Raw genomic sequence first — 21735 nt, forward strand, 5'->3', positions numbered from 1 at the left:
TTTCAGACTTGATCGTTCACGGAGCACTGAATCTACCGGCAGGTAGCGCCGCTGTGAGCGGTGGATCAGGTGATTCACGCCACGACCGGGTGGCGGAATCAGCTGATCCACTCGGTGGTGCCGCACCCTGCCGGGCCGGCTCGTCGCTCCCTCTCGCCGATGTCACGGAACGGACCCATGCCTGCGGAAGCCAAGGCGGACTCGAAGAACGCGCGACCGGCGCCGCGGGCCGGCGCGCCCGCCGCGCGGTCCGGCACCGCGCAGCCCCGGCCGCACTCCCTGTCGCATCCCGCCTCTCCCCCGCTCACCGAGCGGCAGGAGGCGCGCCGCCGCCGGATCCTGCACGCGAGCGCGCAGCTGGCCAGCCGGGGCGGTTTCGACGCCGTGCAGATGCGCGAGGTCGCGGAGTCCTCGCAGGTCGCGCTCGGCACCCTGTACCGCTACTTCCCCTCGAAGGTGCATCTGCTGGTCGCCACGATGCAGGACCAGCTGGCGCACATGCACGGCACGCTGCGCAAGAAGCCGCCGGCCGGGGAGACGGCCGCGGAGCGGGTGGCGGAGACCCTGATGCGGGCGTTCCGCGCCCTCCAGCGCGAGCCGCACCTGGCGGACGCGATGGTCCGCGCGCTCACCTTCGCGGACCGCAGTGTCAGCCCCGAGGTGGACCAGGTCTCGCGGCAGACCACGGTGATCATCCTGGACGCGATGGGCCTGGACGACCCGACGCCCGCCCAGCTCTCCGCCGTCCGGGTGATCGAGCACACCTGGCACTCGGCCCTGATCACCTGGCTCTCCGGCCGCGCCTCGATCGCACAGGTCAAGATAGACATCGAGACGGTGTGCCGCCTGATCGACCTGACGGACCCGAACGAGCGGTAGCCCCGGGGCGTACGGAGGGTCGGCAGCGGTGAGGACTCGAGGAGCGTGAGCTCGTCGAGCACGGGGAAGGCCGTGCCGTCGTAGCCCCGTTCCCCCTTGGGTTCGCCGTCGTGGAGCACGATCTCGCCGTACCGGCGCCCGCCCGTGACGGGCACGTTCACCACGCGTCCCCGGGTCGGGCACAACCGCTCGATCCACACGACCTCCCGCTGCCCGTCGGTGTCCAGCCGTACGCAGGCGGCGCCGAAGCGACCGTCGATCTCGCCCTCCCCGTCGGGGAGTTGGACACCGAAGCCGCTCCGGGCCGTCCCCGCGCCCGGCCCCGCGGTCTACTCCTCCGGGGGGAACACCGGCTCGCCGCCGGTCAGCAGCGAGATCATGACGGCCTCGACCGGGCAGCCCTCGGCCGCTTCGAGGATCTTCTCGTTGGCGTCGGTCTCCGGCTCGACGGGGTGGGACTGCATGCCGGCGTCGAGGCGGAAGGCACCCGGGGCGAGGTGGACGCACTGGGCCGAGCCGATGCAGACGGACCGGTCGACCTCGACCTGCCAGCGGTCGCCCATCCTCAGGCCTCCCAGCCGGCCGGCAGGTGGATCATCTTGTGCTCCAGGAACTCGCCGTACCCCTCGGGCCCGAACTCCCGCCCCAGACCGGAGTTCTTGTAGCCGCCGAAGGGGCCCAGCATGTCGAGGCTGAAGGTGTTGACCGAGTAGGTGCCGGTACGGACCTGGCGGGCGATGTCGATGCCGTGGGCGACGTCCGCGGTCCAGACGCTGCCGCTCAGCCCGTAGTCGGAGTCGTTGGCGATCTTCACGGCCTCGGCCTCGTCGCCGTAGGGAAGCAGGCAGATCACCGGGCCGAAGATCTCCTCCCGGGCGATGCGCATCGTGTTGTCGACGTCCCCGAACAGGGTGGGCTCGACGTACCAGCCGCGCTCCAGACCCTGCGGGCGGCCGCCGCCGGCCAGGATCTTGGCGCCCTCCTCCTGGCCGATGCGGATGTAGTCGAGGCTGCGCCGCCGCTGCCGCTCGGCGACCAGCGGGCCGACCTGGGTGGCCGGGTCGAGCGGGTCGCCGACGACCAGCGCGTTCGCCGCCGTGGCGAAGGCGTCCGCGAACTCGTCGTAGCGCGAGCGGGGCACGAGGATGCGGGTCTGGGCCACGCAGGCCTGGCCGTTGTTCATCCAGGCCGCCGAGGCGATCCCGGGGACCGCGGTGGCGAGATCCGCGTCGGGCAGCACGACGGCGGCCGACTTGCCGCCCAACTCCAGTGTCACGCGGGTGAGATGGCGGGCGGCCACCTCCATGACCCGCTTGCCGGCCGCGACCGAGCCGGTGAAGGAGACCTTGTCGATTCCGGGGTGTCCGACCAGGTACTCGCTGACCTCGCGGTCGGCCGGGAGGATCGACAGCACCCCCTCGGGCAGCCCGGCCTCCCGCGCGATCTCACCGAGCAGATAGGCGTCCAGGGGCGATTCGGGCGACGGCTTGAGCACGACGGTGCAGCCGGTCAGCAGCGCGGGCGCGAGCTTGGCCGCCGCGACGAACTGCGGGACGTTCCACGGCACCACGGCCGCCACCACGCCCACCGGCTCACGGCGGACGAGGAGTTTGCCGAGGACTCCGTCGCGGGCCTCCTCGTACGGGTAGCCGCGCGCGACCGTGATCGCCGAGTCCCACACCATCATCGCGCCGAGGGCCTGCGCGAGGACGCTCCAGGAGTAGGGGGAGCCGTTCTCCGAGGAGATGACCCGGGCGATCTCCTCGTGGCGCACGGCGATGGCGTCCTTGATCCGGGCCACGACCGCGATCCGCTCGTCCGGGCTCATCCGCGGCCAGGGCCCCTCGTCGAACGCCCGCCGCGCCGCCGCGACCGCCCGGTCGACGTCCCCCGCCGAGGCGTGCGGCACCCGGCCGATGACCTCCTCGGTGTGCGGCGAGATCACCTCGATGACGTCCTTGCCGAGCGGGTCGGTCAACTCCCCGCCGATGAACAGCTGTCCGTGTTCCACGAGCTCGGTCATGGCCGACTGCCTCCCAAGGACGCTCTCTGGCACCTTGTCTGACGCTCCATCAGATACGAGAACAGATACCAGTTCCCGCCACACGAGTCCACGGCGCGGACGTCCCCGGCCGCCCGGGACGGAACAGTCGACTCGGGCTCCCATTGGAACCCGTTCTAGTTATAGTGGCGGCAATCGGCGATGGGTGGAAGCGCATGACGCAGATGACCGATCACGGCGGGGGCGTACGGTCGATCAGGGTCCCCATCCCGGACAACCCGCTCGGCCACACGCTGGTGTATCTGGTCGACACCGACGCCGGCCCCGTCCTCGTCGACACGGGCTGGGACGACCCCGCCTCCTGGGACGCCCTCACCGAGGGGATCACCGGCTGCGGAACCGCCGTCGAGGAGATCCACGGCGTCGTCATCACCCACCACCACCCGGACCACCACGGTCTGTCGGGCCGGGTCCGCGAGGCGTCCGGCGCCTGGATCGCGATGCACGCCGCCGACGCGGCGATCGTCCGGCGCACCCGGGAGAACCGGCCCGAGCGCTGGTTCGCCTACATGGCCGCCAAGCTGGAGGCCTCCGGGGCCCCGGAGGACCATGTCGCCCCGCTCCGCGCGGCCCAGGGGCCGGTCCGCCGCCCGAGCACCCTGCCCGGCTTCTCCCCCGCGCTGCCCGACCGCGAGATCGTCCCCGGCGAACTCCTGCCCCTGCCCGGCCGCCGGCTGCGCGCCGTCTGGACCCCCGGCCACACCCCCGGGCACGTGTGCCTGCACCTGGAGGAGACCCACCCGGATCAACTGCCCGGCAACGGACGCCTGTTCTCCGGCGACCACCTGCTGCCGAGGATCACCCCGCACATCGGCCTCTACGAGGACCCCGACACCCACGGGCGCCCTCCCTACGCCAACGGGATCGAGGGTCTCGGCGAGATCGCCGATCCGCTCGGCGACTACCTCGACTCGCTGGAGCGCGTCGGACGCCTCGCCCCCGCCGAGGTGCTCCCGGCCCACCAGCACGTGTTCACCGACGCCCCGGCCCGGGTCGCGGAACTGCTCGCGCACCACGAGGAACGGCTCACCGGTCTGCTCGCGCTGCTCTGCGTCCCGCTCACGCCCTGGCAGCTCGCCGAGCGCATGGAGTGGAACCGCCCATGGGCCGAGATCCCCTACGGATCACGGAACATCGCGGTCTCCGAGGCCGAGGCCCACATCCGCCGGCTGGTGAAACTCGGCCGGGCGGAGGCGGTCACGGGCAGCGATCCGGTGACGTACACGGCGGTGTGAGACCGCACCGGGGGCCGGCACCGGGCACCCGCCCCGCCGGCCCCCTGGACCGCTCAGCCCAGCAGCCCGCGTATCAACTCGTCCGCCTCGCCCAGGAGTTCGACCTCGCCCGCGCTCATCATCGGGTCGGCCGCCCGGCGCCGGCCCGCCTCCGCGAGCTCCGCGTCGCTCACCTGGTCCTCGTTCCCGTCGAGGAGCGCCTCCAGCGTCTCCTCGGCGACGTCCCCGAGCGCCTCGCCCGCGACGGCGACCTGGGCGAGGATCACGGCGGACATGGCCCAGTCCAGACCCGGCGCCCCCTCCTCGGTGTTGGACCAGTCGATGACCTTCGGCCCGTCCGGGGTGAGCATCACGTTGTCGGGGTGCAGATCCAGATGCAGCACCCGCACGGCCGGATCGGCGGAGAGCCGGGCGGGCACGGCGTGCAGCTTGCGCAGCAGCCGGGCCAGGGTGAGGCCCGCCTCCTGGGCGGAGAGGAGCCCCTGCCCGAAGGCCTCCAGCATGGTCGGCCCGGACAGCCGCTCCATCACCAGGTCACCCCGGGTCGCGGCCCGCACACCGGGCACGGGATAGCCGTGCGTGTGCAGATGCTGCATCACCGCCGCCTCGGCCGCCGCGTCGCCCCGGCCGGCGCGGTTGCGCCGCAGCACCCACGCCTCGTCCATCTCGTAGACATCCGCCGAACGTCCCGAGCCGAGCAGTCTCCCCGTACGCATGACCCGAACCTAGCGGATGTCGCCCAGGTCACTCCGGGCCCGTGCCCCAGGCAACACCCGCCGGAATCCGGGCGGCCGGTAGAGTGTGCGCGTCGTCATCACACCCTTACGAGGAGAAGCCGGTGCAATTCCGGCGCTGACCCGCAACCGTGAGCCACCTCGGTGGTGAGCCGGATCGCCTCGCACGGGACGTGACCGGCTCGTGCCCTCGGCAGCCCGCCGACGGCCGGCACCGTCGAGGGATACGGAGCCGGAGCCGCCCGGATACCTCCATGTGCCCGGTGCTGCCCGGCTCCCCGCAGGGAGAGTCATGTTTGTTCGCCGCACCGCAGCGGTCCTGGCCGCCACCGCCGTCATCGGGGCGGTCGTCGCACCGGCCGCGTCCGCCGCGGGCTCGTCCCCCTCGCCGTCCCCCTCGGCGGCCCTCCCCTCGGGTCTGTTCGGCACCGCCGACCCGACCTACGACGGCGTCTGGCGGCAGTCGCTCGCGCTGCTCGCCGAGCACACCGTCCGCGTGAAGCCCGCGGTCAAGGCCGTGGACTGGCTGACCGGCCAGCAGTGCGCCGACGGCGCCTTCGCCGCGTACCGCGCCGACGCGACCGCCGCCTGCGACGCGAAGACACAGGTCGACACCAACAGCACCGCCGCCGCCGTCCAGGCCCTCGGCGCGCTCGGCGGCCACGACGACGCCACCGGCAGGGCCGTGGCCTGGCTGAAGTCCGTGCAGAACAAGGACGGCGGCTGGGGCTACATGGCCGGCGGGCCCAGCGACACCAACTCGACGTCCGTCGTCGTCGGCGCGCTGAAGGCCGCGGGCGAGAAGCCCCAGGACGTCTCCAAGGACGGCAAGTCCCCCTACGACGCTTTGGTGAAGCTGTCGACGGCCTGCGACGGGGAGGGCGCCGGCGCCTTCGCCTACCAGCCCGACAAGAAGGGCAAGCTGGTCGCGAACGCGGACGCGACCGCCGCCGGCGTGACCGCGGGCATGGGGCAGGGCTTCGTGGCCCAGCCCGGCAACGCCTCCGCCCACTCGGGCTGCGTCGTCTCCGACACCCCCGGCATGGCGGACGCCGCGGGCAACGGCGCCGGCTACCTCGCCAAGGCGCTGGCGAAGACCTCGTACCTGAAGTCCGCGCTCCCGGGCGCCGAGGACCAGCCCGACTACGGCAACACGGCGGACGCGGTCGTGGCCCTGGCGGCCGCCGGCGCGGCGAAGGACGCGCAGCAGCCGCTCGCCTGGCTGGAGAAGAACTCCGCGGACTGGGCGGCCAAGTCCGGCCCCGCCGCGTACGCGCAGCTCATCTTCGCCGCGCACGCCACCGGCACCGACCCGCGCGCCTTCGGCGGCGAGGACCTGGTGGCCGAGCTCACCGCCACCGGCCCCGCTCCGGTCGCGGCCGGCGCCTCGGCGAGCCCGAGCGAGAAGAAGAACGACGAGAAGAAGGACGGCGGCAACGGGCTCGCCGTCTGGTGGATCATCGGCGTCGGCCTGGTCGCGGGCATCGGCATCGGCTTCCTGATCAGCGGCCGCAACAAGAAGCAGCAGCGGTGACCCGCCGTCGGACGACCGCACTCGCCCTGACCCTCGTGCCCGCCCTCCTGCTCCTCGTCCTCGGCGGCGCGGGGCAGGCCGGAGCCGTCGGCTACCGCTACTGGTCCTTCTGGGACCTGACCGGCGGGAAGTGGACGTACGCCACCCAGGGCCCGTCGACCGAGCGGCCGTCCGACGGTGATGTCCAGGGCTTCCGGTTCGCGGTGAGCGAGGACTCCCAGCACGCCGTACAGCCGCGCGGCGAGCGGGAGTTCACCGCGATCTGCGCCAAGACGCCCGCCCGGCACGGCAAGAAGCGGGTGGCCCTGGTCATCGACCCGGGGACGCCCGCCGACGCGCCCTCCGGCGAGACGCCGCCGTCCGCGCGCGCCGCCTGCGCCCAGGTGGCGCCCGACGCCAGCACCGCGGAGGCCCTGGCGGCGGTCGCCGGTCCGCTGCGCTACGACACCAACGCCCTGCTGTGCGCCATCATGGGCTATCCGACGACGGGCTGCGGCGACCCGGTCGCGGCCGGCGGACCGACCGCGTCCGCCCGTCCGCACGCCTCCGCGCCGGCCGGTCACGGCCCCTCGGTGGGCCTGCTGGCGGGAGCGGCGGCGGTGGCCGTGCTGGGAGCGGCGGCCGTCTGGCAGGCCCGCCGGCGCAGGGGCTGAGGCGCCGGTCATGAACGAGGGCGACCGCGAACGCCCCACCACCGGCGCGGGCCGACGGCCCGCGCCGCGGTGGGGTTCCCCCCTGCCCGGACAGACCCGGCCCCCCGGGCCGGAGGACCCCCAGCACCCGACACCGGACACCGGCCCGTCGCGGCAGGCCCCGGAAGCCGCCGCGTCGAAGCGGAAACCGGACGCCGAACCGTCGCAGCAGACACCGGACACCGAACCGTCGCAGCGGACACCGGACGCCGCCCCGTCGGGGCGGGTACCGCGGTCCCGCACCACCCCCACCCCCTTCTTCACCCCCGCCTCCACCTCGACCCCTACCTCCAAGGCCGCCTCCAAGGCCACCTCGCTTGCCGGTAGCCCTGGTGCGGGTCGGGCGGACGCGCTGCACCCCGGCGCCTGGTGGATCTGGGCCCTGGGCCTCGGCACGGCCGCCTCCCGTACCACCAACCCGCTCCTGCTGGCGCTCCTCATGGCGGTGGCGGGCTTCGTGGTCGCCACCCACCGCACCGACGCGCCCTGGGCCCGCTCCTACACCGCGTTCGTGAAACTGGCCGCGGCCGTCCTCGTCATCCGTCTGGCCTTCGCCGTCTTCCTCGGCTCCCCGATCCCCGGTACGCACGTGATCGTCACGCTGCCCGAAATCCCCCTGCCCCACTGGGCGCAGGGGGTACGCATCGGCGGCCGGGTCACCGCCGAGGGCCTGCTCTTCGCGCTCTACGACGGCCTGAAGCTGGCCGCCCTCCTCGTCTGCGTCGGCGCCGCCAACGCCCTGGCGAACCCGGCGCGGCTGCTCAAGTCCCTGCCGGGAGCGCTGTACGAGGCGGGCGTCGCCGTGGTCGTCGCGCTCACCTTCGCTCCCCATCTGATCGCCGACGTCCAGCGACTGCGCGCCGCGCGCCGGCTCCGTGGCCGCCCCGACCGCGGGCTGCGCGGCCTGCTGCACGTCGGACTCCCGGTCCTGGAGGGCGCGTTGGAACGTTCCGTCGCGCTGGCGGCGGCGATGGACGCACGCGGGTACGGGCGTACGGCACAGGTCCCGGCCGCCGTCCGCCGGACCACCGGAGCGCTGACCCTGGGCGGCCTGCTCGGCGTCTGCGCCGGCACGTACGGACTGCTGACGGCGGCGGGCGACACCTACGGACTGCCGGTCCTGCTGGCCGGACTCGGCGCGGCGCTCGGCGGCCTGTGGCTGGGCGGTCGCCGCTCCCCGCGCACGCGGTACCGGCCGGACGTCTGGGGCGTCCGGGCCTGGCTGGTCGCCGGGTCGGGCGTGGCGGTCGCGGCCCTGATGATCGTGGCCGCGTCCGGCGACAGCGCCGCGCTGCGCCCCGGCGTCATCCCCCTGGTCGCCCCCACCTTGCCCCTCCGGCCGGCCGCGGCGCTCCTGCTCGGCCTGCTCCCCGCCTTCACGGCTCCGGCCGCCCGGCGAACCCCTGCCCCCGAGGAGTCATCGTGATCCGCTTCGAGGACGTCTCCGTGACGTACGACGGAGCACCCGAACCCTCGGTCCGGGGCGTGGACTTCGAGGTCCCGGAAGGCGAACTGGTGTTGCTGGTCGGCCCGTCCGGTGTCGGCAAGTCGACGGTGCTCGGCGCGGTGAGCGGTCTGGTCCCGCACTTCACGGGCGGCACGCTGCGCGGCCGGGTGACCGTCGCGGGGCGGGACACCCGTACCCACAAACCGCGCGAACTCGCCGACGTGGTCGGCACGGTGGGCCAGGACCCGCTCTCCCACTTCGTGACGGACACGGTCGAGGACGAACTCGCCTACGGCATGGAGTCGCTGGGCCTGGCGCCCGCCGTGATGCGCCGCCGCGTCGAGGAGACCCTCGACCTCCTGTCGCTGGCCGACCTCCGCGACCGCCCGATCGCCACCCTGTCCGGCGGCCAGCAGCAGCGGGTCGCGATCGGTTCCGTCCTCACCCCGCACCCGCGCGTCCTGGTCCTCGACGAACCCACCTCGGCCCTTGACCCCGGAGCGGCCGAGGAGGTCCTCGCCGTCCTCCAGCGCCTGGTCCACGACCTCGGCACCACGGTCCTGATGGCCGAGCACCGCCTGGAACGCGTGATCCAGTACGCCGACCGGCTGGCCCTCCTGCCCGCACCGGGAGCGCCCCTGACGCTCGGCACCCCGTCCGAGATCATGGCGGTCTCCCCCGTACGCCCCCCGGTGGTGGACCTCGGCCGCCTGGCCGGCTGGTCCCCGCTCCCGCTGACCGTGCGCGACGCGCGACGCCGGGCGGGCCCCCTGCGCGAGCGCCTGACCATCGCGACCCCGTCACCACCGAAAGCCCCCGCGCCACACCCCCAGCCCCCCACCACCCCCGCCTCCCCCTCCCCTTCCGCTTCCCGTTCCCCTCTCTCCCGCCTGTTCCGCGGCCGTGACCGTGGCCCGGTCGGCGCGCGGCCGTCCCCCGAGGTGGCCGTCGTCGCGGCGCTGGCCGTGCGGCGCGGGCGCGTCGAGGCGCTGCGCCGGGTCGATCTGACCGCGCGGCCGGGCGAGACCATCGCGCTGATGGGCCGCAACGGCGCCGGGAAGTCGACGCTGCTCGCGGCGCTGGTCGGACTGGTCGAGCCGAGCGCGGGTTCCGTACGGGTCGGCGGGGCGCCCCCGCATCGCGCGGCGCCGCGTGACCTCGTACGGCGGGTGGGACTCGTACCGCAGGAACCCCGGGATCTGCTGTACGCGGACACGGTGGCCGGCGAGTGCGCCGCGGCCGACGGGGATGCCGGGGCAGCCGCCGGAACCTGCCGGGCGCTGGTGTCCGAGCTGCTGCCGGACATCGCGGACACCACGCACCCGCGGGACCTGTCGGAGGGGCAGCGGCTGGCGCTGGCGCTGGCCGTCGTCCTCACGGCCCGCCCCCCGCTGCTGCTCCTCGACGAGCCGACCCGCGGCCTGGACTACGCGGCCAAGGCCCGGCTGCTCACCGTGCTGCGCGGACTCGCGGCCGAGGGGCACGCCATCGTGCTCGCCACCCACGACGTGGAGCTCGCCGCCGAGCTCGCCGACCGGGTGGTGATCCTCGCCGACGGCGAGGTCGTCGCCGACGGTCCCACCGCCGAGGTGGTCGTCGCCTCCCCCTCCTTCGCCCCCCAGGTGGCCAAGATCCTGGCCCCCGAGCCGTGGCTCACCGTCGCCCAGGTCAGAGGTGCACTCGCATGAGTACCGCGAAGGCGCCCGCCCACCCCCCGCGGTCCCAGCCGCAGGCCAGGGCCGTCCGTCTCGGACCGCGTTCGGTCGCCGCTCTGGCCCTGGTCAGCGCGACCGGGGCGGCCGGGTTCGGCTGGCCGCTGTTCGCGGGGCCCGGCTCGCAGGTCAGCGCGCACGCCCAGGACGCTCCGTGGCTGTTCGCGGGGCTCCTCGTCCTGCTGGTCGCGGTGGTCGCCGCGACGATCTCCGAGTCGGGGCTCGGCCCCAAGGCGGTCGCCATGCTCGGGGTGCTGGCCGCGACCGGTGCGGCGCTGCGCCCGATCGGGGCCGGGACGGCCGGCATCGAGCCGATGTTCTTCCTGATGGTCCTGAGCGGCCGGGTGCTGGGGCCGGGGTTCGGCTATGTCCTCGGGTCCGTGACCATGTTCGCGTCGGCACTGCTGACCGGCGGGGTGGGGCCCTGGATGCCCTTCCAGATGCTGGCCATGGGCTGGTTCACGATGGGGGCCGGTCTCCTGCCGGGTCCGGACCGGCTGCGCGGCCGCATGGAGCTGCTGATGCTCGCCGGGTACGGCTTCCTCGCCGCCTTCGCGTACGGCACCGTCATGAATCTGGCCGGCTGGCCGTTCATGGACGCGCTGGCCTCGAACATCGCCTTCGATCCGCACGCGGCCCTGCCCGCCAACCTGGCCCGCTTCGTCGCGTACTGCCTGGCGACCTCTCTCGGCTGGGACCTGGGGCGGGCGGTCGTCACCGTCGTCCTGACCCTGACGGTCGGCGCGACCCTCCTCAAGGCACTGCGCCGGGCCACGCGCCGGGCGGCCTTCGAGAGCCCGGTCACCTTCGACCCCCGGTGATCCGCGACCCACGTCACACGGCCCGGCGGCACCCCGTGGCCGACCCCGCACCGTCCGTCAGGCGCGAGGTGAAGCACCCCACAGGGCCCAGGTCACATACGAGGCGACTTAGTAGCTCAGAACGCATGACATGAACGCGCCCTCACCCACCCTGACCTGCGCTTTGAGAGCCACGTCACACCACGCACCTCCCCCTCGAATGCGACCACAACTAGTAAAAAGGGTCATTGCGGACGCGCTCGGATCCTGTTTGCCTTGAGGACGTCGCCAGGCGCCACGAGCCCCCACGGGCCGCGGCGCCGACGTACGCCGCTCCTTCCACACACCACGTGGACACGGCGCACGAGCGACTCCATGTCCCCGAGGAAACAGGTTCTCCGTGTCCGTCTCCGTCATCCGCCGCATCGTCTCCTCCCCGAAGAAGGCCCTCGCCGGTACCGCCGTGGCCGCCGCCACCGCCGGTATGGTCCTGGCCGCGGCGCCCGCCCAGGCCGCCACGCCGACCAGCGCCTCCTCCGCGAAGTCGATCGCCCACACGATGATTCCGGACGCCTCGCAGTTCAACGCCTTCAGCAAGATCGTCGAGCACGAGAGCGGCTGGAACATCAGCGCCACGAACTCCTCTTCCGGTGCGTACGGACTGGTCCAGGCTCTGCCCGGTTCGAAGATGGCCTCCGCGGGCTCCGACTGGAAGACCAACCCCAAGACCCAGATCAAGTGGGGTCTGGACTACATGAACTCCCGCTACGGCAGCCCTGCCGGCGCCTGGGGCTTCTGGCAGGCCAACGGCTGGTACTGATCAGCCCCCGCACAGCAAGGCGGCACCCGTTCCCGGGCTGCCGCCTTTCTCGTACCCGGGACCGGGTCCGCGCCCCCCGCGCCCCCTGCCACAGCCACAACCTTTCTTCGCCCCCTCCGCCCCTACCCGTCCCACCCCTGGGGCTCCGCCCCGGACCCCGCTCCTCAAACGCCGGAGGGGCTGAAATCAGCCAGGGTCCGGCGCGAGGGGACGGGCCGGTACATCGATGCCCGTCGCCACCGACGGTCACCCCTCACCCGACGGCGACGGGCTGACGCACCGGCACGGCCCCGACCCACCCAGCCACGAACCGTGGTGGACTGGCCCCCATGACCGACCCCGAGTCACGAGGCCTGCGACTCGTGCCCGCGCTGCTGTCGCTGACCGTCGTCAGCGGACTCATCGACGCGGTGAGCTACCTCGGCCTCGGCCACGTGTTCACGGCCAACATGACCGGCAACGTCGTCGTGCTCGGCTTCGCCGCGGCCGGCGCCCCCGGCTTCTCGGCGGCGCACACCCTCACCTCACTGTGCTGCTTCCTCGCCGGCGCGGTCACCGGCGGAAGGTGCGCCGTACGCCTCGCCGACGGCTCCCGCCGCACCTGGGCCCGCGCCGTGTTCGCCGGCGAGGCCGTCCTGACGGCCGCCTGCGCGGCCGTCGCCTTCGCCGCCCCGCACGCCATCGCCACCGTCTACACGGTGATCGCCGTCACGGCCTTCGCGATGGGCCTGCGCAACGCGACGGTACGCCGGCTCGGCGTCGCCGATCTGACGACCACCGTCCTGACCATGACCCTGACGGGCCTGGCCGCCGACTCCCGCCTCGGCGGCGGCGCGGGCCGCCACTCCCCGCGCCGGACCGCCTCCGTCCTGGCGATGGCGGCCGGCGCCCTCCTGGGTGCGTGGCTGGTGCTGCACCAGGGCCTCGCCCTGCCGCTCCTGATCGCCGCGCTCGTACCGGCGGCCCTGGCGGCGACCGTCTCCGGCCGCGAGTAGCGCGCCCTCACCACCAGCGCGCCTCCCGCGACCAGCCCCCCTCACAGCCGCTGAATGATCGTCCCCGTCGCGAGCCCCCCACCCGCACACATCGTGATCAACGCGAACTCCTTGTCCCCGCGCTCCAGTTCATGCAGCGCCGTGGTGATGAGCCGGGCCCCCGTCGCACCCACGGGATGCCCGAGCGCGATCGAGCCCCCGTTCACGTTCACCTTCTCCAGGTCCTGCTCGAAGACCTGCGCCCAGCTCAGCACCACGGACGCGAAGGCCTCGTTGATCTCGACGAGGTCGATGTCCTTCAGCGACATCCCGGCCTTGCCGAGCACGGCCCGGGTGGCGTCGATCGGACCGTCCAGATGGAAGTGCGGGTCGGAGCCCACCAGCGCCTGGGCCACGATCCGCGCCCTCGGCCGCAGCTTCAGCGCCCGCGCCATCCGCTTGGAGGCCCACAGGATGGCCGCCGAACCGTCCGATATCTGGGAGGAGTTGCCTGCCGTGTGCACGGCGGTCGGCATCACGGGCTTCAGCTTCGCCAGCGCCTCCATGGACGTGTCGCGCAGCCCCTCGTCCCGGTCGACGAGCCGCCACATGCCCTGCCCGGCCCGCTGTTCGTCCTCGGTGGTCGGCACCTGCACGGCGAAGGTCTCCCGCTTGAAGCGCTCCTCGCCCCAGGCGACGGCGGCCCGTTCCTGCGAGATCAGCCCGAGGGAGTCGACGTTCTCGCGGGTCAGTCCGCGGTGGCGCGCGATGCGCTCGGCCGCCTCGAACTGGTTGGGCAGATCGACGTTCCACTCGTCGGGGAACGGCTTGCCAGGGCCGTGCTTGGACCCCGAGCCCAGCGGCACCCGCGACATCGCCTCGACACCGCAGCTGATCCCGACGTCGATGACACCCGCCGCGATCATGTTGGCGACCATGTGGGAGGCCTGCTGCGAGGACCCGCACTGGCAGTCGACCGTCGTCGCCGCCGTCTCGTAGGGGAGCCCCACCGTCAGCCAGGCGGTGCGCGCGGGGTTCATCGACTGCTCGCCGGCGTGGGTCACCGTGCCGCCGACGACCTGCTCGACGCAGTCGGCGGGAATGCCGGTGCGGCCGAGGAGTTCACGGTAGGTCTCGCCCAGGAGATAGGCGGGGTGCAGATTGGCGAGCGCGCCACCGCGCTTGCCGATGGGGGTCCGTACGGCTTCGACGATCACGGGTTCCGCGGCCATGGGGGCTCGTCCTCTCCTCAGGCCTGCCCGGCGGCCAGGCCCAGCTGACCCGCGCAGCGCGGGGCGTCCCGGCCCACCCACCGCGCAGAACTAGAACGCGTACCAGTTCTGCGTGCAGTTTGCTGAGCGGACCCCCCGCGCCGCAAGGGTCGTGCAGCCCCCGAAGTCGTGATCTGCACCAATCCCGCACGCAATTGGGAGGCCCGCACCTCTTGCCACTTGTAGGGCCCGTTACTACCTTCACGGCGATTCCATGTTCCTGATGACCCGTCAGAATCATGTGCGAGAAAGAGCCTGGAGTTGCCGATGTCCTGTCCAGCGCTGCCCGACGGGTTCGACTTCACCGACCCCGACGTGCTGCACCACCGCGTGCCCCTGCCGGAGTTCGCCGAGCTGCGCCGGGCCGAACCGGTGCACTGGATCCCGCAACAGCCCGGTGTCGCGGGCTTCGAGGACGACGGCTACTGGGCCGTCACCCGGCACTCGGACGTCAAGTACGTCTCGACGCACCCCGAGTTGTTCTCCTCGTTCCTCAACACGGCCGTCATCCGCTTCAACGAGCACATCCAGCGCGAGCAGATCGAGGTCCAGCGGCTCATCATGCTCAACATGGACCCGCCCGAGCACACCCGGGTCCGCCAGATCGTGCAGCGCGGCTTCACCCCGCGCGCCATCCGCTCCCTGGAGGACGCGCTGCGCGCCCGCGCCGGCTCGATCGTCGCGAACGCGCTCGCACGGGCCGCCGCCGACGGCTCCTTCGACTTCGTCACCCAGGTCGCCTGCGAACTGCCGCTCCAGGCGATCGCCGAGCTCATCGGCGTCCCGCAGGAGGACCGCGTCAAGATCTTCGACTGGTCCAACAAGATGGTGGCGTACGACGATCCGGAGTACGCGATCACCGAGGAGGTCGGCGCCGAGTCGGCCACCGAGCTCATCTCGTACGCGATGAACATGGCGGCGGACCGCAAGCAGTGCCCCGCCAAGGACATCGTCAGCACGCTGGTGGCGGCGGAGGACCAGGGGAACCTCGCGTCCGACGAGTTCGGCTTCTTCGTCCTGCTGCTGGCGGTCGCCGGCAACGAGACGACCCGCAACGCCATCACGCACGGGATGCACGCCCTGCTCACCCACCCCGGTCAGTGGGACCTCTACAAGAGGGAACGGCCGACGACCACCGCCGAGGAGATCGTCCGCTGGGCGACCCCCGTCGTCGCCTTCCAGCGCACCGCGACCCAGGACACCGAACTGGGCGGACAGCGGATCAGGAAGGGCGACCGCGTCGGCATCTTCTATTCTTCCGCCAACAACGATCCCGAGGTGTTCGAGAAACCGGAGGTCTTCGACATCACGCGTGATCCCAACCCGCATCTCGGCTTCGGCGGCGGAGGGCCGCACTTCTGTCTCGGCAAGTCCCTGGCCACGCTGGAGATCGACCTGATCTTCAACGCGATCGCGGACGCGATGCCGAATCTCCGGCTGGCGGGCGACCCCCGCCGCCTCCGCTCCGCCTGGCTCAACGGCGTCAAGGAACTCCAGGTCGCCCACACCTAGGGCCTGTCGTTTGGATCAGGTCGCAGGGCATCGACGGGACTGTTCTGCGCCGGTGAGCGGGGTCTGGTGCGTGCAACTGCAAGGCGGAGGAGGGAGTCGACGCGGTGGGGGCACCTCCCGGCCGGAGGCTGGGGGACGTTGGCGACCGACGACAACGCCGCTGGGGGTGCCCCCTGCTCGAAGAGCTTGGGGGAGTGCGTGCCAGACCCCGCGTCTGCGAACTGATCCAAACGACAGGCCCTAGCGGGCGCCGCACGCTCGGGCCGACGACCTCCCGGCGCCGTCGGCCCGTCCCGAGGGAGGCAGGGGCCGTCCCCCGCGCTCACCCCTGCCTCCCCCGAGTCCCGCACACCGCGACCCGCTCCGCCCGCGCCGCCCGCATCGCCGTCCGGACCCGCGGGCCCTGGAGGAGGTACGTCAGCCCGAAGCCCGCGCCGACCACGGCCGCGCCGCCGACGGCGTCCAGGATCCAGTGATTGCCGGTCGCGACGATCGCGGAGAGCGTGAAGAGCGGGTGCAGCAGGCCCAGCGCCTTCATCCACCACCTGGGCGCGAAGATCACGACGACGATCCCGCACCACAGGGACCAGCCGAAGTGCAGCGAGGGCATCGCCGCGTACTGGTTGGTCAGCGCGGTGAGCACGCCGTAGTCGGGCTTGGAGAAGTCCTGCACTCCGTGCACGGTGTCGACGATGCCGAGGCCCGGCATCAGGCGCGGCGGGGCGAGCGGGTAGAGCCAGAAGCCCAGGAGGGCGAGCAGGGTGGCGAGACCGAGGGCGGAACGGGCCCAGCGGAAGTCGGCCGGGCGACGGACGTAGAGCACGGCGAGGATCGTGAGCGGGACACCGAAGTGGAACGACTCGTAGTAGAAGGCGAAGAAGTCCCTCAGGAAGGGGACCTGCGCCGTCGTGTGGTTGACCCACCGCTCGATGTCGAGGTCCAGGAACCGCTCGATGCCGAGGATCTGGCGGCCGTGGTGCTCGGCCGCGGGCCGGCCGAGCGCGTTGGACCCGTCCGTCACGGCGAGACGGACAGAGGCGTAGACGGAGTATCCGACGCGGATCATGAGCAGTTCGAGCAGCGGGTTCGGGCGGGAGAGGACCCGCCCGGACGGCAGCAGCGGGACCCGCTTCCACCGGGTGGGAACGGGCGCCGCGCGGTCCGTCGGCACCGGGCGCCGGTAGTACGGGGACGTGCGGGACAGGAACGGTACGGCGGTGGCGGCGGCCAGCGCGGCGATCAGCACGACGTTGCCGCGCACCGGTTCGAGCACCGGCGTGTCCGGCAGCAGCATCCGGGTCGGCAGCGTCATGACGAGCACGACCGCGACGGGCCACACGGAGCGGTCCGAGGCCCTCCGCCCGGCCCGGCCGACCACCGCGAGCAGCACCCACAACACCTGGTGCTGCCAGGTCGCGGGCGAGACGACGACCGCGACGCAGCCGGTCACCGCGACCGCGAGCAGCAGCTGGCCGTCATGGGCGTAGCGCACCGCGCGACGCAGTCCGACGGCGGCGACGGCGGCGCCGAGCGCCAGGAAGAGGGCGACCTCCGGCGGCCCGGAGAGCCCGGACCGCAGCAGCGCGCCGTGCAGGGACTGGTTGGCGGCGTCGTCGGCGCCCTCGCCGAGGCCGACGCCCGCCAGATGGTGCAACCAGTACGTGGTCGAGTCGTGCGGCATCACGGCCCAGGCGAGCGCGGTGAGGGCGGCGAAGGTGGTCACGGTGGAGCCGGCGGCACGCCGGCGCCCGGTGGACCACAGGAGCGGCGTGAAAAGCAGCACGGTCGGCTGGAGGGCCGCCGCGAGCCCGATGAGGACCCCACAGGCGCGCTCCCCGCGGACGGCGAAGCAGCCGAGCAGGACGAGCAGCACCGGGATGATGCCGGTCTGGCCGAGGTTGAGCGCGTTGCGCACGGGGAGCGACAGCATCAGCAGGCTGACGGCCACGGGCGCGGCGAGCAGCGAGGTCCGCCGGCTCACGGGGGGTGGCAGGGCGCGGGCGGCGACGAGGCCGAGGGCGACGACGAGGAGCAGGGTGCCGAAGGTCCAGCCCCAGCCGAGCGTCTGTTCGGCCGCCCGGGTGAGGGGTTTGAGGACGAGACCGCCGAACGGCGTGCCGGTGAACCGAGTCGAGTCGTACAGCGAGCCCTTCATGTGCAGGACGCCGTTCGGGCCGACCCAGGTCTCCAGATCCGTCAGCCGCTCCGCCTTGGGCGTGCCGAGGACGGCGGCGACCTGTCGTACGGCCAGCGTCGCGGCGAGGGCCCACAGCGCGACGCGGAGCGCGCGCAGCCGTGCCCGCACCGTCTCCGGCGCCCCGGTGAAGCCTTCACCCGGTCGTCCGCCGTGCTCCACGTTCGCCACGCGCTGTCGACCCTCCCGACCCATCGGCTGACCCGTGTCTCACACATCCCTTATGTCAACCCATATCAGGACCCTGTGCGGTACGGCCACCGTCGCCGAAAAGCATGGGGACACCAGATCGACCTGACACCCTCCTCGGCTTCTGTCCGGATCGCGACGGCCGGAAAGGGGCCCGGTTCCCGCCGGGGACCGGGACATGGGTCACAAAAGACCCTCCGCGAGAACCGCTCCGGCCCTCCCGTCACGCCTGCGTACACGGCCTTTATGTGCGCCGCGTGACCGCTCGCGCACTCCACGCGAGGGGGACGAACCGGCCTAAGGTCGCTTCTTCGGCCCGCCTCCGGGCGAGCCGATGGTCCGCTCCCGGGCGGACCCGTCCCTGTCCCCTGCGAAAGGAACGCCTTGCCGACCGCGACCCCGGCGGCCCCCGCCGTTCACGCCCCCGCCCGCCCCGACTCCCCCGAGATCACCGTCACCGACCCCGCGCTCGTCAGGCGCGCCGTGAAGGCGGCGGCGCTCGGCAACGCGATGGAATGGTTCGACTTCGGCGTCTACAGCTACATCGCGGTGACGCTGGGCAAGGTCTTCTTCCCCTCGGGCAACCCGACCGCGCAGCTGCTCTCGACCTTCGGCGCCTTCGCCGCGGCCTTCCTCGTCCGCCCGCTCGGCGGCATGGTCTTCGGCCCGCTCGGCGACCGGATCGGCCGCCAGAAGGTCCTCGCGCTCACCATGATCCTGATGGCGGCCGGCACGTTCGCGATCGGTCTGATCCCGTCGTACGCGACGATCGGCGTCGGCGCTCCCGTGCTGCTGCTCGTGGCCCGTCTCGTGCAGGGCTTCTCCACCGGCGGCGAGTACGCCGGCGCCTCGACCTTCATCGCCGAGTACGCGCCCGACAAGAAGCGCGGCTTCTTCGGCAGCTGGCTGGAGTTCGGCACGCTGGCCGGCTACATCGGCGGCGCCGGCCTGGTGACCCTCATGACCGCCCTGCTGTCGACCGACGACCTGACGTCCTGGGGCTGGCGCGTCCCGTTCCTGATCGCGGGCCCGATGGGCATCGTCGGCCTGTATCTGCGGATGCGCCTGGAGGAGACCCCGGCGTTCGCCGCCGAGCTGGAGAAGTCCGAGGCCGCCCGCCCCAAGGTGCCGCTGCGCGAGATGATCACCGGCCAGTGGCGCACCCTGCTGCTGTGCATGGGCCTGGTCCTGGTCTTCAACGTCACCGACTACATGCTGCTGTCCTACATGCCGAGCTATCTGACCAGCGAGCTGAAGTACGACGAGACGCACGGTCTGCTCGTGGTCCTCGGCGTGATGGCGCTGATGATGATCGTGCAGCCCTTCGCGGGCGCCCTGACCGACCGGATCGGCCGCCGCCCGGTGATCGCCGCGGGCTGCGCCGGCTTCCTCGCCCTGTCCGTCCCGGCCCTGCTGCTGATCCGCCAGGGCAGCCTGCTCGCCGTGGCGCTCGGCATGGGCGCCCTCGGCCTGCTGCTCGTCTGCTTCACCGCCGCGATGCCGGCCGCGCTCCCGGCGCTCTTCCCGACCCGGGTCCGCTACGGCTCGCTGTCGATCGGCTTCAACGTCTCCGTCTCGCTCTTCGGCGGCACGACCCCGCTGGTCGTCACCGCCCTGGTCGGCGCGACCGGGAACCTGATGATGCCCGCGTACTACATGATGGGCGCCGCCGTGATCGGCGGGGCGGCCGTCTGGTTCATGAAGGAGTCGGCGGGCCGCCCGCTGCCGGGCTCCGCGCCCTCGGTGGAACCCACGGACCGCTGACCCCGGCGGACCACCGGCACGCACGCATCGCCGACACCCGCGAGGGGCCGACCCCCGCGAGGCCCTGGCCCGACGGCGCGCCAGGGCCCGGCCGCCGCGTCGCGCCGCCGCCGGGAGGGCGGGCGGGCGGAAGAGCGCGGACACACCCGGGCGTGAATCCCGCTGGCACGCGGAGGTGGCGACGGCTAGGTTCGAACCGAAGTCCTTAGCGCATCTAACGAGGCTATGAAAGGCCCGGTGCATGAGCGAGTCGCAGCTCTGGAACGACGTCGACGACCACTTCACCACCCTCCTGGCGCCCGCCGACGAGGTCCTGACCGCCGCGCTGCGCGACAGCGACGCGGCCGGACTGCCGCCCATCAACGTCGCCCCGAACCAGGGCAAGCTGCTCCGGCTGCTCGCCGAGATCCAGGGCGCCCGCCGCATCCTGGAGATCGGCACGCTCGGCGGCTACAGCACGATCTGGCTGGGCCGCGCCCTGCCCGCCGACGGGCGGCTGATCACCCTCGAATACGACCCCCGGCACGCCGAGGTCGCCCGAGCCAACCTCGCGCGGGCCGGCCTCGACAAGATCACCGAGGTGCGGGTGGGCCCCGCCCTGGAGTCCCTGCCGAAGCTGGCGGACGAGAATCCGGAGCTGTTCGACTTCGTCTTCATCGACGCGGACAAGGTGAACAACCCCCAGTACGTCGAGTGGGGGGTCCGGCTCGCCCGGCCCGGCGCCGTGATCGTCCTCGACAACGTGGTCCGCGGCGGAGCGGTCACCGACGCGGCGAGCACCGACCCGAGCGTGCTCGGAACCCGGGCCGCGCTCGAACTGATCGCCTCCCACCCGCGATTGGACGGCACGGCGGTGCAGACGGTGGGCAGCAAGGGGTACGACGGTTTCGCGCTGGCCCGCGTCCGCGCCTGACCGTCCGCCCCCTCCCCTCCTGGCCCTGCACCGCCGGACACGACCTAGATCTCGTGGTAGAAGCCGACGTTCACGGTGTGGGGCCCGGTGCGGTCCTGGATGACGAGTTCGCCGGAGCCGCCCGCCGGGAGTCTGGCCGTCCCGCCGTACGGAAGCGTCTGGGGCTGGAGCCCCGTCAGGATCAGCCGTACCTCGGAGGACGGCTCCGTGTGGGAACCCCGGAGCCAGGTGACCTGCCAGGAGCCGTCCGGGCCGCACAGGAACTCCAGGTGCACCCGGGAGACGAACAGCCAGTCGTCGGGGGTCGAGAGACGGCACACGGCCCGGTCCCTGCCCACCCGCAGCATCGCTCCGGGGTCGCTCGGCGCGTCGGCCATCTGCATCCCGGCCGTCGCTCCGGCGTCCGCCCCGGACACCGAGGCCATGGTGAGTTCGAGCAACGCGCGCTCCTTCGTGAGGTGCTGGTCCAATTGTCCCGCCGGGGAACGAGGTTGCCCCGTCGCCGCCGCATGATAATTCGCGCTTCGCCGTCGCCGTGTGACCTCCGGCACAATGGACTCATGACCGAGCGCAAACCACCCGGTGTCACCTTCGAGTCCTGGGTCGACCGGCAGATCCGTCAGGCGGAGGCCCGTGGCGAGTTCACGGAACTCCCCGGCGCGGGCAAGCCGCTGCCCGAGGTCACCGACACCCCGTACGACGAACTCTGGTGGATCAAGCGGAAGATGGCCCGTGAGGGGCTGTCGGTCCTGCCGCCCACGCTGGCCCTGCGCAAGGAGGCGGAGGACGTGCTCGCGGCGGTCCCGGCGCTGCCTTCGGAACGGGCGGTCCGGCGGAGTGTCGAGGACATCAACGCCAAGATCCGCGAGGTCATGTTCAAGCCACCGCCCGGACCGCCGCTCGGACTCAAGCCGTACGACGTGGAGAAGATCGTCCGGGAGTGGCGCGCGGCCCGCGAGAGCCCGGACCCGGGCGGCCCGTGACCCGGGCGAACAGGCAAGAA

19 protein-coding genes are annotated in these 21735 nt (G+C 72.7%); 13 read left to right on the forward strand and 6 right to left on the reverse strand.

The annotated features are described in order from the left end of the window. The first annotated feature begins 177 nt into the window (after positions 1–177). A complete protein-coding gene (locus ACZ4AA_RS01260) occupies positions 178–879 on the forward strand; it encodes a TetR family transcriptional regulator (protein WP_467593362.1) in 702 nt (233 codons plus the stop codon). Positions 880–1208: 329 nt separating this feature from the next. Here the strand turns inward: ACZ4AA_RS01260 and ACZ4AA_RS01265 are convergent, their stop codons facing one another. Both ACZ4AA_RS01265 and ACZ4AA_RS01270 read right to left on the reverse strand, forming a co-directional pair. Next, complete coding sequence (locus tag ACZ4AA_RS01265) at positions 1209–1442, reverse strand: ferredoxin (RefSeq protein WP_467593364.1); 234 nt, start codon at positions 1440–1442, stop codon at positions 1209–1211. 2 nt (positions 1443–1444) lie between these two features. Next, positions 1445–2902: an aldehyde dehydrogenase gene (locus ACZ4AA_RS01270; protein WP_467593367.1), complete on the reverse strand. Its 1458-nt coding sequence runs from the start codon at positions 2900–2902 to the stop codon at positions 1445–1447. 194 nt (positions 2903–3096) lie between these two features. Between ACZ4AA_RS01270 and ACZ4AA_RS01275 the strand changes: the two genes are divergently transcribed. Next, positions 3097–4176 (forward strand): MBL fold metallo-hydrolase, encoded by a 1080-nt coding sequence (locus ACZ4AA_RS01275; RefSeq protein WP_467593369.1) that lies wholly within the window; start codon positions 3097–3099, stop codon positions 4174–4176. A 53-nt stretch (positions 4177–4229) separates the two neighbouring features. On the opposite strand, the gene ACZ4AA_RS01280 is transcribed toward ACZ4AA_RS01275, so the two are convergent. Beyond that, positions 4230–4892, reverse strand: coding sequence for a phosphotransferase (locus ACZ4AA_RS01280; protein WP_467593372.1), 663 nt, complete (start codon positions 4890–4892; stop codon positions 4230–4232). A 310-nt stretch (positions 4893–5202) separates the two neighbouring features. Between ACZ4AA_RS01280 and ACZ4AA_RS01285 the strand changes: the two genes are divergently transcribed. From ACZ4AA_RS01285 to ACZ4AA_RS01315, 7 genes are all read left to right on the forward strand, one after another. Continuing rightward, positions 5203–6444: a prenyltransferase/squalene oxidase repeat-containing protein gene (locus ACZ4AA_RS01285; RefSeq protein WP_467593374.1), complete on the forward strand. Its 1242-nt coding sequence runs from the start codon at positions 5203–5205 to the stop codon at positions 6442–6444. After that, positions 6441–7097 carry an SCO2322 family protein gene (locus tag ACZ4AA_RS01290; protein WP_467593377.1) on the forward strand — a complete coding sequence of 219 codons (657 nt, stop codon included), beginning with the start codon at positions 6441–6443 and terminating at the stop codon, positions 7095–7097. The genes ACZ4AA_RS01285 and ACZ4AA_RS01290 overlap by 4 nt, the downstream gene beginning before the upstream one ends. A gap of 391 nt (positions 7098–7488) precedes the next feature. Further along, the gene (locus tag ACZ4AA_RS01295) at positions 7489–8562 is read left to right on the forward strand and encodes a CbiQ family ECF transporter T component (RefSeq protein WP_467595078.1); all 1074 of its coding nucleotides are present in this window, start codon (positions 7489–7491) and stop codon (positions 8560–8562) included. Further along, entirely contained in the window at positions 8559–10271 is a 1713-nt protein-coding gene (locus tag ACZ4AA_RS01300) for an ABC transporter ATP-binding protein (RefSeq protein ID WP_467593380.1), read from the forward strand. Before ACZ4AA_RS01295 ends, ACZ4AA_RS01300 begins: the two co-directional genes overlap by 4 nt. Then, positions 10268–11116 carry an ECF transporter S component gene (locus ACZ4AA_RS01305; protein ID WP_467593382.1) on the forward strand — a complete coding sequence of 283 codons (849 nt, stop codon included), beginning with the start codon at positions 10268–10270 and terminating at the stop codon, positions 11114–11116. Before ACZ4AA_RS01300 ends, ACZ4AA_RS01305 begins: the two co-directional genes overlap by 4 nt. Positions 11117–11495: 379 nt before the next feature. Then, entirely contained in the window at positions 11496–11915 is a 420-nt protein-coding gene (locus ACZ4AA_RS01310; RefSeq protein WP_467593385.1) for an aggregation-promoting factor C-terminal-like domain-containing protein, read from the forward strand. Positions 11916–12244: 329 nt separating this feature from the next. Continuing rightward, positions 12245–12910, forward strand: coding sequence for a YoaK family protein (locus ACZ4AA_RS01315; RefSeq protein WP_467593388.1), 666 nt, complete (start codon positions 12245–12247; stop codon positions 12908–12910). A 41-nt stretch (positions 12911–12951) separates the two neighbouring features. Here ACZ4AA_RS01315 and ACZ4AA_RS01320 read toward each other — a convergent pair whose 3' ends face one another. Beyond that, entirely contained in the window at positions 12952–14121 is a 1170-nt protein-coding gene (locus tag ACZ4AA_RS01320; RefSeq protein ID WP_467593392.1) for a steroid 3-ketoacyl-CoA thiolase, read from the reverse strand. 306 nt (positions 14122–14427) lie between these two features. Between ACZ4AA_RS01320 and ACZ4AA_RS01325 the strand changes: the two genes are divergently transcribed. Further along, positions 14428–15672, forward strand: a complete 1245-nt coding sequence (locus ACZ4AA_RS01325) for a cytochrome P450 (RefSeq protein ID WP_467593394.1) — start codon at positions 14428–14430, stop codon at positions 15670–15672. A gap of 322 nt (positions 15673–15994) precedes the next feature. Here the strand turns inward: ACZ4AA_RS01325 and ACZ4AA_RS01330 are convergent, their stop codons facing one another. Continuing rightward, the gene (locus ACZ4AA_RS01330) at positions 15995–18037 is read right to left on the reverse strand and encodes a bifunctional glycosyltransferase 87/phosphatase PAP2 family protein (protein ID WP_467593397.1); all 2043 of its coding nucleotides are present in this window, start codon (positions 18035–18037) and stop codon (positions 15995–15997) included. A 402-nt stretch (positions 18038–18439) separates the two neighbouring features. Here ACZ4AA_RS01330 and proP point away from each other — a divergent pair, with 402 nt between their 5' ends. Together proP and ACZ4AA_RS01340 are read left to right on the forward strand one after the other, a co-directional pair. Then, positions 18440–19819, forward strand: coding sequence for a glycine betaine/L-proline transporter ProP (proP, locus tag ACZ4AA_RS01335; RefSeq protein WP_467593400.1), 1380 nt, complete (start codon positions 18440–18442; stop codon positions 19817–19819). 241 nt (positions 19820–20060) lie between these two features. After that, positions 20061–20732, forward strand: coding sequence for an O-methyltransferase (locus ACZ4AA_RS01340; RefSeq protein WP_467593402.1), 672 nt, complete (start codon positions 20061–20063; stop codon positions 20730–20732). A gap of 44 nt (positions 20733–20776) precedes the next feature. Here the strand turns inward: ACZ4AA_RS01340 and ACZ4AA_RS01345 are convergent, their stop codons facing one another. Further along, the gene (locus ACZ4AA_RS01345; RefSeq protein ID WP_467593405.1) at positions 20777–21172 is read right to left on the reverse strand and encodes a hypothetical protein; all 396 of its coding nucleotides are present in this window, start codon (positions 21170–21172) and stop codon (positions 20777–20779) included. Positions 21173–21292: 120 nt separating this feature from the next. Here ACZ4AA_RS01345 and ACZ4AA_RS01350 point away from each other — a divergent pair, with 120 nt between their 5' ends. Next, positions 21293–21715, forward strand: coding sequence for a DnaJ family domain-containing protein (locus tag ACZ4AA_RS01350; protein WP_467593407.1), 423 nt, complete (start codon positions 21293–21295; stop codon positions 21713–21715). Positions 21716–21735 lie beyond the last annotated feature (20 nt).

Source organism: Streptomyces sp. NPDC024698 (assembly GCF_055559015.1).

Excerpts from the sequence above, each read along its gene's own strand:
- ACZ4AA_RS01260 (WP_467593362.1), top strand. The coding sequence starts at position 178 with ATGCCTGCGGAAGCCAAGGCGGACTCGAAGAACGCGCGACCGGCGCCG.
- ACZ4AA_RS01265 (WP_467593364.1), bottom strand. The coding sequence starts at position 1,442 with ATGGGCGACCGCTGGCAGGTCGAGGTCGACCGGTCCGTCTGCATCGGC.
- ACZ4AA_RS01270 (WP_467593367.1), bottom strand. The coding sequence starts at position 2,902 with ATGACCGAGCTCGTGGAACACGGACAGCTGTTCATCGGCGGGGAGTTG.
- ACZ4AA_RS01275 (WP_467593369.1), top strand. The coding sequence starts at position 3,097 with ATGACGCAGATGACCGATCACGGCGGGGGCGTACGGTCGATCAGGGTC.
- ACZ4AA_RS01280 (WP_467593372.1), bottom strand. The coding sequence starts at position 4,892 with ATGCGTACGGGGAGACTGCTCGGCTCGGGACGTTCGGCGGATGTCTAC.
- ACZ4AA_RS01285 (WP_467593374.1), top strand. The coding sequence starts at position 5,203 with ATGTTTGTTCGCCGCACCGCAGCGGTCCTGGCCGCCACCGCCGTCATC.
- ACZ4AA_RS01305 (WP_467593382.1), top strand. The coding sequence starts at position 10,268 with ATGAGTACCGCGAAGGCGCCCGCCCACCCCCCGCGGTCCCAGCCGCAG.
- ACZ4AA_RS01315 (WP_467593388.1), top strand. The coding sequence starts at position 12,245 with ATGACCGACCCCGAGTCACGAGGCCTGCGACTCGTGCCCGCGCTGCTG.
- ACZ4AA_RS01320 (WP_467593392.1), bottom strand. The coding sequence starts at position 14,121 with ATGGCCGCGGAACCCGTGATCGTCGAAGCCGTACGGACCCCCATCGGC.
- ACZ4AA_RS01325 (WP_467593394.1), top strand. The coding sequence starts at position 14,428 with ATGTCCTGTCCAGCGCTGCCCGACGGGTTCGACTTCACCGACCCCGAC.
- ACZ4AA_RS01340 (WP_467593402.1), top strand. The coding sequence starts at position 20,061 with ATGAGCGAGTCGCAGCTCTGGAACGACGTCGACGACCACTTCACCACC.
- ACZ4AA_RS01350 (WP_467593407.1), top strand. The coding sequence starts at position 21,293 with ATGACCGAGCGCAAACCACCCGGTGTCACCTTCGAGTCCTGGGTCGAC.